Below are 15,856 nucleotides of genomic sequence, written 5' to 3'. Positions count from 1 at the left end.
CGGGATAACTGGAGGAATCTTGTTGTTAGTCTTTTATTTTTCATCTCGAAAAAAGTTAAATATCGCATCAGTTGAAGAGGGAAGTGATGTATCCTGCCGCAACAAAGAGTGCGAATAGAACGATGAAAATGAGAACGATCGTTAAGATGATCCCACGTACTTTTCGAAGAATCTGAAGGAAAGTTTCCAAAACATTCATGGCCATCACCTCTTCTCTGAGTTTAAGTACTAGTTCATTTCCTATTTTTTGAAAATATAAACACGAGCACTAAAGGAAAATGAAATGAAAAAGAGAAAAATATAAGAATAGAACCTTCACCCAGACACCTGTCCAACTTTTACCTAGACAGGTGTTTGTTTTGTCGAAAGAACGGGAATAAGTTAGGGAACGATTGGTAAGGGGGTAAAAAATTGGGGACGAGGTCGTGGCAGATTCATAGATTTCAAGAGAGAGAATGGTCCTCTGAAGAAGATGAAGTCGCTATCGAGTATCCACTCACGGTGACCGTCAACGGAGAAGAATTCGCGACGATGGTCTGCACTCCGATGGACAAAGAGGAAATGGTCATCGGTTTCCTCGCATCCGAAGGTCTGATTCGGAATGTGAAAGAGATCAAAAAGATGACCATTGATGAAGACCGTGGGTTCGCTTACGTGGAAACAGTGAAGAGCCTTCCGCAGATGCAAAGCGGTCAGAAAAGGTGGCTCGGATCCTGCTGCGGGAAAAGCCGGGCGTTTTATTTTCAAAGCGATGCGGCTACGGCCCGGACAGCCATGGATGAGAGTACCTTCGACCCGGATGTCTGCTACAGACTGATGGAAGAGTTCCAGTCCCAGGCGGGTATGTTCCAGCGGACGGGCGGGGTGCACCAGGCAGCCATCGCCGCGGAAGATGGAATATTGAAAGCGTATGCGGACATCGGCCGCCATAACGCGCTGGACAAATTGTATGGATTTTTATTGAAAAAAAACGTAAGCAGAAAAGGGAAGATCATTTTATTTACAGGCAGGATTTCTTCGGAAGTCCTTTTGAAAATATCGAAAATGGGGTTTGGTGTCTTGTTGTCCAAGTCGGCACCGACAGATTTAGCCCTTCAGCTTGCGGATGATTTGAACATAACGGCTGTCGGATTTTTACGGGGGGAGCGGATGAATGTGTACACTCATCCGAGGCGTATTGCTGCAGCCCGTGGAGGAGGAGTAACGATTGAATGAACACACAGTAGTAACGATCAATGGAAAAGAATTTCTGGCGGAACCGGGTCAGAATCTGCTCAAACTGATGAACGAGGCGGAAGAACAGGTGCCGCAAATCTGCTACAACGAATCGCTGGGGCCGATCCAGACGTGTGATACGTGTATCGTCCAGGTCGATGGCGAATTGACGCGCGCGTGTGGCACGAGTGTGAAAGCAGGTATGAAAGTCCAAACGAAACTTCCTCATGTACATAAAGCACAGAAGGAGTCGTTGGACCGAATTTTGGAAAAACACGAACTGTACTGCACGGTTTGTGATTACAACAACGGCTCTTGTGAGATTCACAATACGATGGCGGAGTTTGGACTGGAGCATCAGTCTCGTCCGTTCCAGCCGACCAGTTATGAAAAGGACGATTCTGGCTCTTTCTACCGCTATGATCCGGATCAGTGTATCCTTTGCGGGCGCTGTGTTGAGGTCTGTCAGGACGTCCAGGTGAACGAGACGTTGACGATCGACTGGGATCGTAAAGAACCGCGTGTCATTTGGGACAATGATGTGCCGATCGACGAATCCTCCTGCGTCAACTGCGGGCAGTGTTCCACTGTATGTCCTTGTAACGCGATGATGGAAAAAGGGATGGAAGGCGATGCCGGATTCTTGACGGACACCGAGCCTGGCCTTTTGAAGTCGATGATCAACTTGACGAAGAAAGTAGAGACAGGATACGGACCGCTTTTCGCTGTATCGGATACGGAAGCAGCGATGCGTGAAGAAGTCATCGAAAAAGAAAAAACGGTCTGCACCTACTGTGGTGTCGGTTGTTCCTTCGATGTATGGACGAAGGGCAGAGAAATCCTCAAAGTCGAACCGAGTGCCGAATCTCCGGCAAACGGCATTTCCACATGTGTGAAAGGGAAATTCGGCTGGGATTACGTCAATAGTGAGGAACGTTTGCAGAAACCGCTCATCCGTCGCGGCGACCATTTTGAAGAAGTGGAATGGGACGAAGCGATTGCTCACGTCGCCGATCGGATGACTCAGATCAAGGAAGAAAAAGGCGCGGACCACCTGGCGTTCATTTCTTCATCGAAAGCGACGAACGAAGAATCATATGTGATGCAGAAATTAGCCCGCCAAGTCATCGGGACGAACAACGTCGATAACTGTTCCCGCTACTGTCAGGCACCGGCAACGAAAGGGTTGTTCCGTACGGTCGGTTATGGAGGGGACTCCGGTTCCATCGATGATATCGCCGCAAGTAAACTTGTCTTGACAATTGGCTCGAATACAGCAGAGTCCCATCCGGTTCTCGCTTCGAGAATCAAGCGTTCTCAAAAACTATTTGGGCAGAAGCTGTTCGTCTTCGATTTGAGAAAGCACGAAATGGCGAAACGCGCCGACCGTTTTTATCAACCGAAAACAGGCACGGATCTCGTCTGGCTTTCTGCAGTAGCGAAGTACATTCTTGATCAAGACTGGGAAGACAAGAGCTTTCTCGAGGAATGGGTCAATGATTTTGATGAGTATCGTGAGAGCCTTGAGCCGTTCACGATGCCATATGCCTCTGATTTGACCGGCATTCCTGAACAGGAACTGAAGGATGTGGCGAAAGAAATCGCCCATTCGGAATCCGTCGTCGTCTGCTGGGCGATGGGTGTCACCCAGCATATGCTTGGAAGTGATACGAGTACCGCCATTAGTAACCTGCTTCTTATTACAGGGAACTACGGCAAGCCGGGCACAGGGGCTTATCCACTCCGGGGCCACAACAATGTTCAAGGGTGCAGTGACTTCGGAAGTATGCCGAACTTCTTCCCTGGGTATGAAGCGACATCAGATGATGAGGTCCGTGCCCGCTATGAAAAGGCATGGGATGCGACGATTCCGAAAGAGCCGGGCATGGATAACCACGAAATGATCGAGGCGATCCATAACGGTGAGCTTTCCATGATGTATGTCATGGGTGAGGATACAGGGGTTGTCGATTCCAACATCAACTACGTGACTGCCGCTTTTGAAAAGTTGGACTTGTTCATCGTACAGGATCTTTTCTTAACAAAAACTGCTGAATACGCAGATGTTGTGCTGCCGGCATCTCCTAGTCTTGAAAAAGAAGGTACGTTCACGAATACGGAACGCCGGATCCAGCGTTTGTATCAAAGCTTCGATCCGCTCGAAGGAACGAAGCCGGACTGGCAGATCATCCAATTGATCGCCAAAGAACTGGGACGTGATTGGAATTACCAGCATCCATCTGAAATCATGCACGAAGCGGCAGGTCTTGCGCCGTTGTTTGCGGGCGTGCACTACGATCGTCTTGAAGGCTACAAGTCCTTGCAATGGCCGGTCGCAGAAGATGGATCGGATCAGCCGCTGTTATTTACGGAAGGGTTCCCTTTTGAAGATAAAAAAGCGAAACTGTTCCCGCTCTCGTATGAGCTGATGTATGATACCAATGAAGAATACGATCTTCATGTGAACAATGGCCGTCTGCTCGAGCACTTCCATGAAGGAAACATGACGTATAAATCTGAGGGAATCAGACGGAAAACTCCGAACGCTTTCATTGAAGTGTCGCAAGAACTTGCGAAAGAACGCAACATTGAAGAAGGCGCTGAAGTGAAGCTGATCTCAGAAGCAGGAGAAGCGACAGGAACCGTTACCGTCACAGACCGTGTCCGTGGCAATGAACTGTTCCTGCCACTTAATGACAATGGCAAGTCAGCCATCAACTATTTGACAGATAACCGTGTGGATAAAGATACGGATACACCGGCGTACAAAGAAATCGCGGTGAAGATGAAAGTGTTGAAGAAAAAAGGAAAGTCGCCGATTCCACACAACAACCACCGCCGCGGAAATCCTGTCCCGCAAAAAGGTGTCAAAGTACAGGAAAAATGGAAGCGTGAAGATTATATTTTCCCAGGCAAGGGGGGACGATGATGGCCAAAGCCATAACGAAGATCAAAAGGTATGAAGTATCCCGGGAAGACCAGGTCGAGCAGGACGTCCGCGAAGTGAAAGAGGCCGTCGCTGACAACAAAGATTCCATCCTTAAAGGCATCGAGTTGTTGAAGGCACTCGACAATGGGGGAACCCTGGATTCTATGACGGCTTTTGTAAAAGCGAAAGATGAAGCGCTGGCGAATGTGGTGAAGGAAATTGATAAGGATCAATATGAACCTTTGCTGCGCAACCTGCCTGAACTCGTCTTCCTCTTGGGAGAGATTAATGTGACCGGCATCCGTGATTTGAGTTCACGCTTGAATCACGGGCTGGAAGCTATGGAAGGGGAAGGGACGACCGACAAGACGTCGTTCTTTGATCTTGCCAAAGCTTTGAAAGATCCGGAAATCAACCGCAGCATCACGATGCTCCTTCATTTCCTGAAGGGCATGGGAAGGTAACAAACGTAGAGGATGAGCCATCATGGTTTCATCCTCTTTTTAAATGTTCTCTTCACCCTCTATGTTTTACAAAAGCTCCCTATACTTGCGGACTCAGTTTCGAGATGTTTGTTAGAGTTTAGGGGCTCCGGGAAACCGTTCGCTTTCCATGGTGCGGGCGGTGAGCCTCCTCAGGCTACGCCTTCCGGGGTCTCACCTGTCCCACACGTCCCATAGGAGTCTCACCGTTTCCCTCCGCCCCTTAACCATATAAATGTTTCGAAACCACATTTAGAATAAGCAGCTTTTATCTCAGTGAAAATAAAAGAAAAACTAAGTCCAACGGCGGCTGTTTTAGGTGCGTAAAGCTTGCTATAGAGCATTTTATGCATATAATACCAGGGTAGTGGAAGACAGTGTCTCCCGGTACAGGGGTTCGTTTCTCCTTTACATCGAAAGCGAGTTGCTTCCCAGCCACCCCTGACGCTCAACTCAAGCAACGAACCCCGAAACTTCTTGAAATCGAGTCTTCCACAATCCTGCCATATTCTTTAGTATGCAAAAGCTTCTTAAAAGCGGAAAAAAAGAATTGACATTTTTCTGAAAACTCATTATGATTGAGTTACAGTCAACGAGTAAAGACTGTGCTCTGTAGAGCTTATATAACTCCAAAGGGGAGTAGCTTACAGCTATGTCGTCATTACGTGGCCCATCCGGCCTCCGGCATACCTGGCAACGTAACGTTGTTCGCGAGACCTTTGCCATGATGGTGAAGGGATAGGATGAAAACTCTCAAAAACCTTTACCATCTCTTGGTAAAGGTTTTTTTATATTCATAGGAGGGATTTTCATTGTTAACGAAATGGATAAATGGATTAAGGATCGGTACTCCAAAAGTGGATCTAGTTTTGGACTCGCACACACAGGATCCACATCTTCTTTCAGGTATCTTTAAACTTTCTGGAAGTTGGAGGAAGCGGAACATCAAGCGTCTCGAATGCGATTTGGTCGTCGTTGAGCGAGGAGAAAAGCCTGTATTGATAGAGCCGGTCACTACTGTCCTCATGACAAGGACGATGGAGGCGGGTGGTTACGATGAATACCCTTTCCGCTATGAATTGCCACGAAACCTTCCTCTATTATCAGAAGGAAGATCTTATAAACTGCAAACGCGTCTAGTCTATGAAAACAATGCTAAAAGTTTTGATCACGATGAGATCATCGTAAACTAAAAAACTTAAAAATAAGGAGAAAAGAAAATGGACTTCGGTTTAGTTATGGAATACAGCTGGGTGTTGTTGATTTTGATCGGTCTTGAAGGAATACTTGCTGCGGATAATGCACTCGTTATCGCAACCATGGTCAAGCACCTTCCTGAGGAAAAGAGAAAGAAAGCCTTGTTTTACGGTTTAGCTGGTGCCTTTTTGTTCCGCTTCGGTTCTTTGTTCCTCATTTCATATCTCGTCAACATTTGGCAGGTCCAGGCGATCGGAGCCCTCTATCTTATTGGTATCGCTACATACCATTTGTTGAAAAAACATGTGCTGAAACCTAAGGTGAAGGAAACCAAAACTTCAGTCAAAAAGGGATCCGGTTTTTGGGCGACGGTCATAAAAGTGGAGCTCGCGGATATTGCCTTTGCGGTGGATTCGATTTTGGCTGCGGTTGCTTTAGCTGTAACCTTACCTTTAACAAGTCTCCCACAAGTCGGAGGTTTGGATGGTGGCCACTTCGCTGTCATTCTAGCGGGTGGAATCATCGGTCTTGTCATCATGCGGTTTGCGGCCAGTTATTTTGTCGGTTTGCTCGACCGTCGTCCAGGTCTTGAAACAGCGGCTTACTTGATCGTCGGATGGGTAGGCGTTAAGCTTGCGGTCTATACGATGGCTCACCCGGAAATCGCAGTTTTATCCGAAGGTTTTGCAAAAAGCGCTCCTTGGAAAATCACGTTCTGGTCGATGCTATTGTTGATTGCTGTTGGCGGCTGGTTCTTATCTAAGGAAAAGAGTCAGGATAAGAACAAGTCTGCGGTAAAAGACGTTTCATGAAATGCCCCTATATCTACGAAACGAATGTAAAAGAAACAACAGGTAGATAAACATCACGCACAAAAAATCTCAGAGCCATAAACTCTGAGATTTTTTTATTGTACTTAAATGTCAAAGAAAAACCAGATAATGAGAATCGCCTGAATAATGATCTTGGCAACCGTCCCGCTGAGAAATCCGAACAGAGAACCGATGGCTGCTTTGAACGCTTCTTCCGACGATCGTTTTTGTACAAGTTCCACAATGATGACAAGCACGAAAGGAATGACGATGATGCCGAACGGCGGAATAATGAACGATCCAATGATCACACCAATCGCCGCCGATCGCTCGCCCCATTTGCTTCCACCGTATTTTTTCACGAAGTAGCTGTTGGCGATGATGTCAGAGACGATGAGCAGTATGGTTAAAACGACCGCTCCGATCCAGAAGAAGACCGAAAGTCCGCTGCCATTGATGAAAAACGCGTAAGCAAGGAATCCGATCCACAGCACGAGCGGTGCCGGTATGATTGGAAAAATGACGGATGCAAAACTAGCAATGAAACAGGCGATGATGATCACCCATATCAAAATATCCATAAACGTGTACCTCCTGAGTTTCTGTTTCTCTCCTTTATACGATTGACGAGAATAAAAGTTTCTAAACTTTTATAGGTTTTCTCAGCCTGGCAGGTATTGTCCTCTAACACCTAGACAATGCCCCCTGACTCTATATCAATGTCCTGTAACGTAAAAACGGACCCTCCACGAGGGAGGGTCCGGCCATCCATTATTTTAATCCTAATTCCTGACGGTCAGGGGGAGCCATGAACTCCGGTCCCACTGGATCGTTGACGTGTTTCAGTAAAATCTCATCAATGTCGCGTTTCGTTTCTTCATCGATGGTAAAGCTGTCGACGTCGTCAACCGGATTGAGCTGATCCGGACGGCGGCCTCCCATAAGGGCAATGCCGGATCCTGGCTGGTCAAGGACCCAGCGGATGGCTAGCTGCAGCACGCTTTTGCCGAAACGGTTTTCAGCGAGCTGTTCAAGTTCGCTTACGGCGTTCAAGTACTGCTTAAAGCGTGGCTGTTGGAATTTTGGATCATTGTTTCTCAAATCGTCGCCTTCGAACTCACGGTTCGTCGACATTTTTCCTGACAACAGTCCACGGCATAAGGAGCCGTAGGAGATGGTCGTGATGTTATGGTCCTGCACGTAAGGCAGTGTTTTCGACTCGATGTCCCGTTCGAACAGATTGTACGGCGGTTGCAACGTGTGCAGCGGTGCCGCTTCCCGGAACGTATCCATCTGTTCTGGTGAGAAGTTGCTGACACCGATGGCGCGTATTTTTCCTTGTTTGTACAAGTAGGACAGAGCTTCCGCTGTTTCGTGGATCGGTGTGATCGGATCCGGCCAGTGGACCTGATAAATATCGATGTAATCGGTTTTCAATCGTTTCAGTGAATCTTCGACTTCCTTATGGATGCGCTCTTTGCTGTCATTACGGAAAACGGAGTCTTCGTTCCAGTCGATGCCCACTTTCGTCGCAAGCAGTAGGTCTTCGCGTCGTCCATATTGTTCCACGGCTTTTCCGATGATTTCTTCTGAGCGTCCGAACCCATAAGCAGGTGCGGTATCGATCAAGTTGATGCCCTGGTCAAGCGCGGAGTGGATGGTTTTCACGGATTGTTCTTCATCCGTGCCGCCCCACATCCAGCCGCCGATCGCCCATGTGCCAAGGCCGATGCGGCTCGCTTCCATGGATGTATCGCTAATTTTGATTTTTTCCATTTTTTACACCTCCATAATCAAACACATTCGTCCCATTCCCGTTCCGAATTTTTTTAATCTATTTTCTCGAAAATGAGATATAATGGAGAAAAGTTCTGGAGGTGGGGGAATGGGGACAGCTAGACAGATCGATCCACAGAAAAAAAAGAGACCACGGTGGAAAAAGGCGACCTGGATGACGCTCGGAATCATCGTGTTATTGATCGTTAGTGCTGTGATTTTTGTAAACGCTTACACATTAAGGAGTTTACCCGAGACCGAAGGGGAGGCATCACTTGCCGCACTGGAAGCTTCTGTAACCGTGACGAGGGACGACCAGGGGGTGCCACATATCCAGGCTGAAAACGAACTTGATGTCTTCCGTGCCCAGGGCTATGTCCAGGCGCAGGACCGGCTTTTTCAAATGGAGCTTGCACGCAGGCAGGCGTCCGGCCGGCTGAGTGAAGTTGTCGGGGAGGCCACGGTCGATCAGGACCGGTATTTCCGAACGCTCGGGCTGAGGCGTGCAGCCGAAAAATCGCTGGCCGTTTATTCTGATGAAGCCAACGAACGGCTGGAGGCGTTTGCAGAAGGAGTCAACGCGTTCATGGAAAACGAACCATTGCCTCCTGAGTTTGCGATGATGAACATTGACCCGGAACCGTGGACACCGCTCGATTCGTTGACGATCGGGAAATACATGGCGTTCGACCTTGGCGGCCACTGGGAGCGCCAGGCCTTCAACTATTATTTGCTGCAAAATTTTTCAGAAGAGGAAGCGTATGAACTGTTCCCGACGTATCCAGAAGACGCCCCGACGGTTCTTGCTGAAAAAGACGCTGTCGATATTGAAAAAAGCTTTGCCAATGTCATCATTCCGAACGAGTTCAATGGCAGCAACAATTGGGTCGTGAGCGGAGATCGGACGGCATCGGGTTCTCCGATGCTTGCGGATGACCCTCACCTTGGAATGGCGACTCCATCCATCTGGTATCAGATGCATTTGGAAGCACCCGGTTACAACGTTTCCGGCGTCATCTTCGCAGGTATTCCTGGCATCATCCTCGGCCATAACGACAATATCGCCTGGGGTGTGACGAACGTCGGTCCTGATGTACAGCAGTTATACTTAGAAAAAAGGCATCCTGAGAATCCGCACCAATTTTTATACGAAGATGAATGGGAAGAAGCGGAGGTGTTCACAGAAACGATTGACGTGAAAGACGGCGATCCTGTTGAACTTGAAGTTGTGGAGACCCGTCATGGGCCGGTGATCAGCGACTATGCAGGGGAGTCTGGAAAAGATACGCTGCTCTCGTTACGATGGACCGCTCTTGATGCGACAACCGAACTGGAAGCTGTGCTTGAAATGAACCGGGCTGATGATTGGGAGTCGTTTGAAAAAGGATTGGAAAAATTCCTTGTCCCGACACAGAATTTCGTTTTTGCAAGTAAAGACGGAACGATTGCCTACAAGGCGAATGGCCAGGTGCCGATTTACAATGAACCAGATGATGCGTTGCTTCCGATGCGAGGTTGGGAATCTGAGGATGAGTGGCAGGGGTTTGTTCCTTTTGATGAACTGCCGCGGGTGGTCAACCCAGAAGAAGGATTCATTGCGACCGCGAACAATAAAATTACGACGGAGGACTACCCTTACCATATCAGCCACAATTGGGCCCAGCCTTATCGTTATGCGCGGATCAGCCAAATGCTTGAAGGAGAAAATGAGTTGACGCCCGAACAATTCCAAGCGATGCAGATGGATGTAAAAAACCTTCAGGCAGAAGAGTTTTTACCCCTTTTGATGGAACGGGTGGATCCTATGACATCCCTTGAAAAAGAAACCCTCGCACGGATGGAAGAATGGAACAGGGAGGATGATCGAGCGCTCGCCCAGCCATTGGTTTTCCACCGTTGGATGGCGAATATCGAGGATGAGCTATACAACGTGGATCTGTCCAGGGAAATCCAAAAATTTTTCGAAGGGTCCGGGCAGACGACGGATGAGTTGCTGAGGAAAGGCGATGAGTCACGCTGGGTCCAAAAAGCAGGAGGCATGGAAACATTGGTTACCGATGCTTTTCAAGCGACTGTAAAGGAAGTGTCGGAAGAGTATGGGGAAGATCCTTCTGATTGGGCATGGGGAGAAGCGCATGCTGTTGAATTTACTCATCCACTTTCAAGCATCGGATTCCTGGATCGCTTCCTGAATTCGGGCGATCCTCATCCAGTCAGTGGCAGCCGAGTGACCGTCCGTGCCGCTGGTTTCAACAGCGAAGGGCTCGTCAATCACGGGGCATCGTGGCGTTTTGTCATCGATATGGATAATCCGACCGAATCGTATCATGTGGTCGGACCAGGACAATCCGGTCATTTTAGAAGCGACTGGTATCATGACCAACTGGAGGATTGGGTGGAAGGGGAGTATCACCTGACCTCCACAGATGATGTGAAAGGTGATGTTCTGACCATTAATCCATAACGAGTTAAGGCTCAGAGTTCAACTCTGGGTCTTTTTCGTATTCCGCCATTTTTTTCAATTCATGGGCACGACGTACGATAAAACCTTTCATATATTTTTCTAGGAAAAGACGGTCGGCAATCGAACCAAGGGGGCCGAGTGGTGATCGATAGTCGAACGTATCCACCATCACTGTGCCTTCTCCTTGTTCAAAGAACTCATGGGTATGGGTGAACGAATGGAAAGCGCCTTTCACCATCACATCAACAAAATGATGCGGCCGGTCCATTTCTGTGATCCGCGCCGTCAGCCGTTGACGAATGCCAAAGTGTGTCGCTTCCCACGTTACTTCGTCTCCTTGTTCCATCCAACCTTCTGTCACTCCAGCCACTGCTATTTCATTCGTTTTACTGGTGGTCTGTGTGTGCACATCCACATTTCTCGCGAGATCGAAGCACACATGGGGAGGTGCTTCGATATATGTTCGATGAATAATCACAGGCACCTTCACCACTCCTCTTCCCTGACTTTTCTACCATTATACCTCATCTCCATACTTCCAGATAAGCTCCCTTTCCGGAAGACTCAGTTTCGAGAGTTTTGTTGAGTGGGTGGGGCTGCGGGGAATGAATCGCTTTCCGCGGGAGCGCGGTGAGCCTCCTAGGACTGCGTCCTGTGGGGTCTCATCATGCACTTCGTTCCCGCAGGAGTCTCGCCATTCCCCTTCACCCCTTTGCCCTATCAGTGCCTCGAAACCATTCTAAAAATAGCAGAGCTTTCTGGATCTGTCGGGATGTAGAAGTCTGTGGACGTTCTATAAAAAATTGCTGCTACAGCGCGCTTAATGATGACTGTAAAAGGAGGGTGGAAGACGCTCCATCTAGGTATAGGGGGTCGTTTCTCAAACATCGAATGGGGTGGTTGGGAAGCTGCGAGACTCCCGTGGGAGAAGGAGACAGGCGAGATCCCGCAGGACGGAGTCCGAGGAAGCTCGGCGCTCCCCCACAGGAAAGTGTTCAAATGCGGAATCGCCCTGGTAGACACGACTGGCATAAGCAGAACAGCAACGGAATGTGCCCTTTCATTCCTTTGCTGTTCTGCTTATGACGCGAGTGTCTGGGCGATGGAGCTAGACGAGTTGCTTCCCTGCCACCCCTGACGCTCAAATCAGCAACGAAGCCCGAAGCATCTTGAACAGTTAATAAGGAAAATGGAATACGAGAGGAGAAATCGTGCCACCCTAGAGGAAAGGAGTGTGCGCTGATGACGGAAGAACAAATGAAAGACGTCTTTGAAACCTACGGATATGGAGAGGTGTACAGCCGCTTTCAAACCCCTTTGTATGTTACCGGTCTGCTGGATGAGGTAGAGGAAGAGGTGTTGGAGGACTTTTTCGACAACATTGAATTGACCCCGGCCGTATTCTTTGATGAATTCCGTTTTTGGTTTCAATACTTTTCAACAGCTCAACGATATTTGTGAGGTGACGAACATGAGTCAGGATGGTCGTATCGTTCCACTAACATCAGGTGAAATCGGGGTCTTATGGGCTGGATACATAGGAGAAACGATGCTTGATGTGGTTATGGAAAGCTTCCAGCATCATGTCTTGGACAGGGATGCGAAACAATTGCTTGGAGAAAACGCGAAGCTGATCAAGGAAAGAATTTCAGCTTATCAAGAAATATTTACTCAAGAAGGGATGAAAGTTCCCCATGGTTTCGGCGAGCAGGATGTTTTTCTGGAAGCGCCGCGGATGTTCTCAGATAAGTTTTATTTGTTCTACCTGAAAGAAATGAGCCGGACGTCCATCATCAATTATTCCAATGCGCTCTTTGCTTCCCACCGGAGAGACATTCGAATGTTTCTTAAGAAAAACATGGAGGAATATGTGAAGGTCTTCAATGATGCGGTTGAAGCACTACTTGAAAAAGGGATCGTCATTCGTACACCGAGCATTCCGATTCCGACAGAGATTTCTTTTGTCGAAGATACAGCCTTCCTTGGGAAATTAAGAGGGAAGCAAAGGTCAGTCTCTGCGCAGGAAATCAAAGAGCTTTATGTGAATTTGGATACAAACATGCTCGGGAAATCTTTGATGATTGCCTTCAGCCAGTCGGCAAAATCAGAGGATCTGAAGCAATACCTACATCGAGGGAAGAAGATCTCCCATAAGCATATCGATATTTTTATCAATCAACTGACAGATGAGGATCTGCCTGCACCACAGCTGTGGGATCCGGAAGTGACGGAGTCAAAAATCCCTCCTTTCTCTGATCGTTTGATGCACTACCATACAGGTATGGCCTCAGCGAGCGGGCTGGCCAATTACGGAATGGCTTTATCACAAATCGCAAGAAAAGATTTATCCCTGTCATTTGCCCGTCTCGTATGGGAAACAGCCAAGTTTGCATCCGACGGAGCGGTTCTGAGTATTAAAAAGGGGTGGCTGGAACAACCGCCGCTTGCTCCCGATCGTGATCAACTTTCCTGAGAAGTCTTCTTGTCTTAAAAGGAGACTTCTTTTTGCATGCTCTTCCTTGACGAAAAAGTGATTTCCGTATACGATTAATTGAGAATGATTATTACTATCTACACGTGAACGGATATAATTTTTGTAAATCGCAAAGGTGAGGTGCACAAAAATGGTGAGAATGTCCATGAAGGACTTAGGCATTGCCTATGGTGAAGTGAAAATTGTTGAGGATTTGAACTTGCATATCCCTGAAGGGGAGATCACAACGATCATCGGGCCAAACGGCTGCGGGAAATCGACAATTTTGAAAACGATGTCGCGCTTACTTGAACCGAAGTCAGGTGTGGTCTATCTGGATGGAAAAGCGATTCATAAAGAATCGACGAAGGAAATTGCCAAGAAGATGGCGGTTCTGCCTCAAACCCCTCAGGCACCGAGTGGATTGACGGTCTATGAGCTCGTTTCTTACGGGCGTTTCCCGCATCAGCGAGGGTTCGGTAAATTGACGGATGAAGACCGTGACATCATCCGATGGGCGCTTGAAGTCACGGGTGTTCAACAATTTTCTGAACGTCAAATTGATGCGCTGTCCGGTGGGCAGCGGCAAAAGGTATGGATTGCGATGGCCTTAGCGCAGGGAACAGATTTGCTGCTATTGGATGAACCGACGACCTATTTGGATCTTGCTCACCAGCTTGAAGTCCTCACCCTTTTGGAAAAGTTGAACAAAGAAGAAGGACGGACGATCGTCATGGTGCTTCACGATCTAAACCATGCCGCTCGTTTCGCTGACCATCTGGTTGCCTTGAATGGCGGCAAAATCATGAAGGAAGGGACCGCACATGAAGTGATGACTTCGGCTGTCCTTAGACGTGTATTTAACATTGATGCGGCGATTGTCACCGATCCCCGCACCCATCGACCGGCCTTGATCACATATGATTTGATCGGGCAGGAAATGGAAGCGGGACAGAAACAACCGGTCAGTATATATGGATAAACGCCAAGCTTGGAGAATTTCTCCAGGCTTTTTTATTTGCCTGAAAAAGGGACGGCCATCCTTTTCCTCTTCCATGTATTTCTTTGCAGGAGAGAAGCGGTGTGTTATGTTTTGATGGAGAATGATTACCAAAATAAGGATAGACCAATGTTGCCAATCGTTTGAAGTCGGTGATGAACTTGAAGAAAAGAGGAATCCGAATCATAGGCATACGAGGAAGCGAAAGAAGCTCTTCGTGCAATGAAAAGGGGCTCATCTTGCTCCCGGTTGAACAGATGAATGGAGAAGCCAAGCCTTATTCTACTCAATGATGGATGATTTTCATATAGGTGCCGCTAACGTGGAAGAAGATACACAAACGAATAATCAAATGAAACTTTTACATAAGCAAGATAGAAAGTCATTGATTTCATAGATTTTGAAGGATGATTAGTCAAGAGACTTACGTGATACTATGATGGGAGGAAACGGTATGAATACCACGAGGACTGCTGAAAGGTTCCATGATTTTGCCGTGAATGAGTGTGAAGGTTCAAGTGAACTGTACAAACATTTATCACTGAAAGTCGCTAAAGACGAGGAACTATTGCGACTTTGTCTCGAAGCAAGAGAAGGTCAGCCTGTTCCCAATCTTTTCTTCGCTGCTGTGCACGATTTACTATTACGAGGTGCGAACCATGCACTCGCAAGTTTCTATCAAAGTGTAACGGATAATCCAGACAGGGAGCGGGATCCTTTTCCAACCTTCAAGGCGTTTTGTATGGAAAATGTGGATGCCATTTTTCATCGACTACAAACTAAACGAGTCCAGACCAATGAGGTCCGCCGGTGTGCTTACCTTTACCCTGTATTTTGCTCCATTCATCAGCGAACGAAGAAGCCTCTCTCGCTCATCGAAATCGGTACGAGTGCCGGGCTGCAATTATTGTGGGACCAATACAGCTATTCCTATGGCGATGACCAATTTTACGGAAACCGAGATTCCTTTGTTCATCTCACATCCAAGGTAAGAAAAGGAGCGCTTCCTTTAGATGTACTTGAATGGACACCTTCAGTAAAAGAGCGGGTAGGCATCGACCTTCATGTCAGTGATTTAACGATAGAAGAAAATGTTCAATGGCTGAAAGCGCTCCTATGGCCTGAACATGAAGAACGGAGAAAGAACTTTGATGCGGCGGTCCAACAACTGAAAAAGGCTCCGCCTCATTTAATAGTAGGGGATGGAGTTGCTTTGCTTCCTGAAGTCGTTAAAGATATTCAGGATGATTCTACTCTATGTATCTTCCATACTCATGTCGCCAACCAGATGCCGGAAAGCGTGAAGGATGAGCTTCTTCGTAGAGTTGCTGATCTTGGACAGGGAAGAGATGTCTTCCATATTTATAACAATATGAATGATCGGAAGCTTCATGTTGATTCTTATGTGAAGGGCTGTTTTAAGACGGAGACGATCGGTGAAACAGATGGGCACGGACGTTGGTTTGATTGGGAGTTGGAGATGCAGTGAAATTATGGGGAGTGGATAA

14 protein-coding genes are annotated in these 15,856 nt (G+C 47.7%); 10 read left to right on the top strand and 4 right to left on the bottom strand.

The window, feature by feature from the left end; translation table 11 throughout:
- Positions 1-67: 67 nt before the first annotated feature.
- Positions 68-199, bottom strand: a complete 132-nt coding sequence (locus GLV98_RS20325) for a hypothetical protein (RefSeq protein ID WP_272917313.1) — start codon at positions 197-199, stop codon at positions 68-70.
- Between the two features lie 212 nt (positions 200-411).
- Between GLV98_RS20325 and fdhD the strand changes: the two genes are divergently transcribed.
- The 5 genes from fdhD (at position 412) to GLV98_RS19585 (ending at position 6,635) form a co-directional block, all read left to right on the top strand.
- Positions 412-1,215, top strand: a complete 804-nt coding sequence (fdhD, locus tag GLV98_RS19605) for a formate dehydrogenase accessory sulfurtransferase FdhD (protein WP_160917678.1) — start codon at positions 412-414, stop codon at positions 1,213-1,215.
- Positions 1,208-4,144 carry a formate dehydrogenase subunit alpha gene (fdhF, locus tag GLV98_RS19600; protein ID WP_160917677.1) on the top strand — a complete coding sequence of 979 codons (2,937 nt, stop codon included), beginning with the start codon at positions 1,208-1,210 and terminating at the stop codon, positions 4,142-4,144. Before fdhD ends, fdhF begins: the two co-directional genes overlap by 8 nt.
- A complete protein-coding gene (locus GLV98_RS19595; protein ID WP_160917676.1) occupies positions 4,144-4,608 on the top strand; it encodes a DUF1641 domain-containing protein in 465 nt (154 codons plus the stop codon). Before fdhF ends, GLV98_RS19595 begins: the two co-directional genes overlap by 1 nt.
- A gap of 830 nt (positions 4,609-5,438) precedes the next feature.
- Positions 5,439-5,819, top strand: coding sequence for a sporulation protein (locus GLV98_RS19590; RefSeq protein WP_160917675.1), 381 nt, complete (start codon positions 5,439-5,441; stop codon positions 5,817-5,819).
- A 27-nt stretch (positions 5,820-5,846) separates the two neighbouring features.
- Complete coding sequence (locus tag GLV98_RS19585; protein ID WP_160917674.1) at positions 5,847-6,635, top strand: TerC family protein; 789 nt, start codon at positions 5,847-5,849, stop codon at positions 6,633-6,635.
- 104 nt (positions 6,636-6,739) lie between these two features.
- Here GLV98_RS19585 and GLV98_RS19580 read toward each other — a convergent pair whose 3' ends face one another.
- Both GLV98_RS19580 and GLV98_RS19575 read right to left on the bottom strand, forming a co-directional pair.
- Positions 6,740-7,216: a DUF456 domain-containing protein gene (locus GLV98_RS19580; protein WP_160912698.1), complete on the bottom strand. Its 477-nt coding sequence runs from the start codon at positions 7,214-7,216 to the stop codon at positions 6,740-6,742.
- Positions 7,217-7,406: 190 nt separating this feature from the next.
- Positions 7,407-8,411: an aldo/keto reductase gene (locus GLV98_RS19575; protein ID WP_160917673.1), complete on the bottom strand. Its 1,005-nt coding sequence runs from the start codon at positions 8,409-8,411 to the stop codon at positions 7,407-7,409.
- A 109-nt stretch (positions 8,412-8,520) separates the two neighbouring features.
- On the opposite strand from GLV98_RS19575, the gene GLV98_RS19570 reads away from it, so the two are divergent.
- On the top strand, positions 8,521-10,875 hold the full coding sequence (locus tag GLV98_RS19570) for a penicillin acylase family protein (RefSeq protein ID WP_160917672.1): 2,355 nt from the start codon (positions 8,521-8,523) through the stop codon (positions 10,873-10,875).
- 4 nt (positions 10,876-10,879) lie between these two features.
- On the opposite strand, the gene GLV98_RS19565 is transcribed toward GLV98_RS19570, so the two are convergent.
- Entirely contained in the window at positions 10,880-11,359 is a 480-nt protein-coding gene (locus GLV98_RS19565; RefSeq protein ID WP_160917671.1) for an SRPBCC family protein, read from the bottom strand.
- Between the two features lie 758 nt (positions 11,360-12,117).
- Here GLV98_RS19565 and GLV98_RS19560 point away from each other — a divergent pair.
- The 4 genes from GLV98_RS19560 (at position 12,118) to GLV98_RS19545 (ending at position 15,837) form a co-directional block, all read left to right on the top strand.
- Complete coding sequence (locus GLV98_RS19560) at positions 12,118-12,336, top strand: hypothetical protein (RefSeq protein ID WP_160917670.1); 219 nt, start codon at positions 12,118-12,120, stop codon at positions 12,334-12,336.
- 10 nt (positions 12,337-12,346) lie between these two features.
- Positions 12,347-13,348 (top strand): DUF3231 family protein, encoded by a 1,002-nt coding sequence (locus GLV98_RS19555; RefSeq protein WP_160917669.1) that lies wholly within the window; start codon positions 12,347-12,349, stop codon positions 13,346-13,348.
- 151 nt (positions 13,349-13,499) lie between these two features.
- Complete coding sequence (locus GLV98_RS19550) at positions 13,500-14,330, top strand: ABC transporter ATP-binding protein (protein ID WP_160917668.1); 831 nt, start codon at positions 13,500-13,502, stop codon at positions 14,328-14,330.
- Between the two features lie 472 nt (positions 14,331-14,802).
- A complete protein-coding gene (locus GLV98_RS19545; protein WP_160917667.1) occupies positions 14,803-15,837 on the top strand; it encodes a DUF2332 domain-containing protein in 1,035 nt (344 codons plus the stop codon).
- The last annotated feature ends 19 nt before the right edge of the window (positions 15,838-15,856 follow it).

Source organism: Halobacillus litoralis (assembly GCF_009856415.1).
Lineage (GTDB): Bacteria > Bacillota > Bacilli > Bacillales > Halobacillaceae > Halobacillus > Halobacillus litoralis_C.
The sequence above is the reverse complement of the archived record's forward strand: the minus strand, read 5'-3'. Positions and strand labels throughout refer to the sequence as shown.

Coding starts and splice junctions, on each gene's coding strand:
- GLV98_RS19570 (WP_160917672.1), top strand. CDS start 8,521: ATGGGGACAGCTAGACAGATCGATCCACAGAAAAAAAAGAGACCACGG.
- GLV98_RS19555 (WP_160917669.1), top strand. CDS start 12,347: ATGAGTCAGGATGGTCGTATCGTTCCACTAACATCAGGTGAAATCGGG.
- GLV98_RS20325 (WP_272917313.1), bottom strand. CDS start 199: ATGAATGTTTTGGAAACTTTCCTTCAGATTCTTCGAAAAGTACGTGGG.
- GLV98_RS19595 (WP_160917676.1), top strand. CDS start 4,144: ATGGCCAAAGCCATAACGAAGATCAAAAGGTATGAAGTATCCCGGGAA.
- GLV98_RS19545 (WP_160917667.1), top strand. CDS start 14,803: ATGAATACCACGAGGACTGCTGAAAGGTTCCATGATTTTGCCGTGAAT.
- GLV98_RS19550 (WP_160917668.1), top strand. CDS start 13,500: ATGGTGAGAATGTCCATGAAGGACTTAGGCATTGCCTATGGTGAAGTG.
- GLV98_RS19560 (WP_160917670.1), top strand. CDS start 12,118: ATGACGGAAGAACAAATGAAAGACGTCTTTGAAACCTACGGATATGGA.
- GLV98_RS19580 (WP_160912698.1), bottom strand. CDS start 7,216: ATGGATATTTTGATATGGGTGATCATCATCGCCTGTTTCATTGCTAGT.
- GLV98_RS19585 (WP_160917674.1), top strand. CDS start 5,847: ATGGACTTCGGTTTAGTTATGGAATACAGCTGGGTGTTGTTGATTTTG.
- GLV98_RS19575 (WP_160917673.1), bottom strand. CDS start 8,411: ATGGAAAAAATCAAAATTAGCGATACATCCATGGAAGCGAGCCGCATC.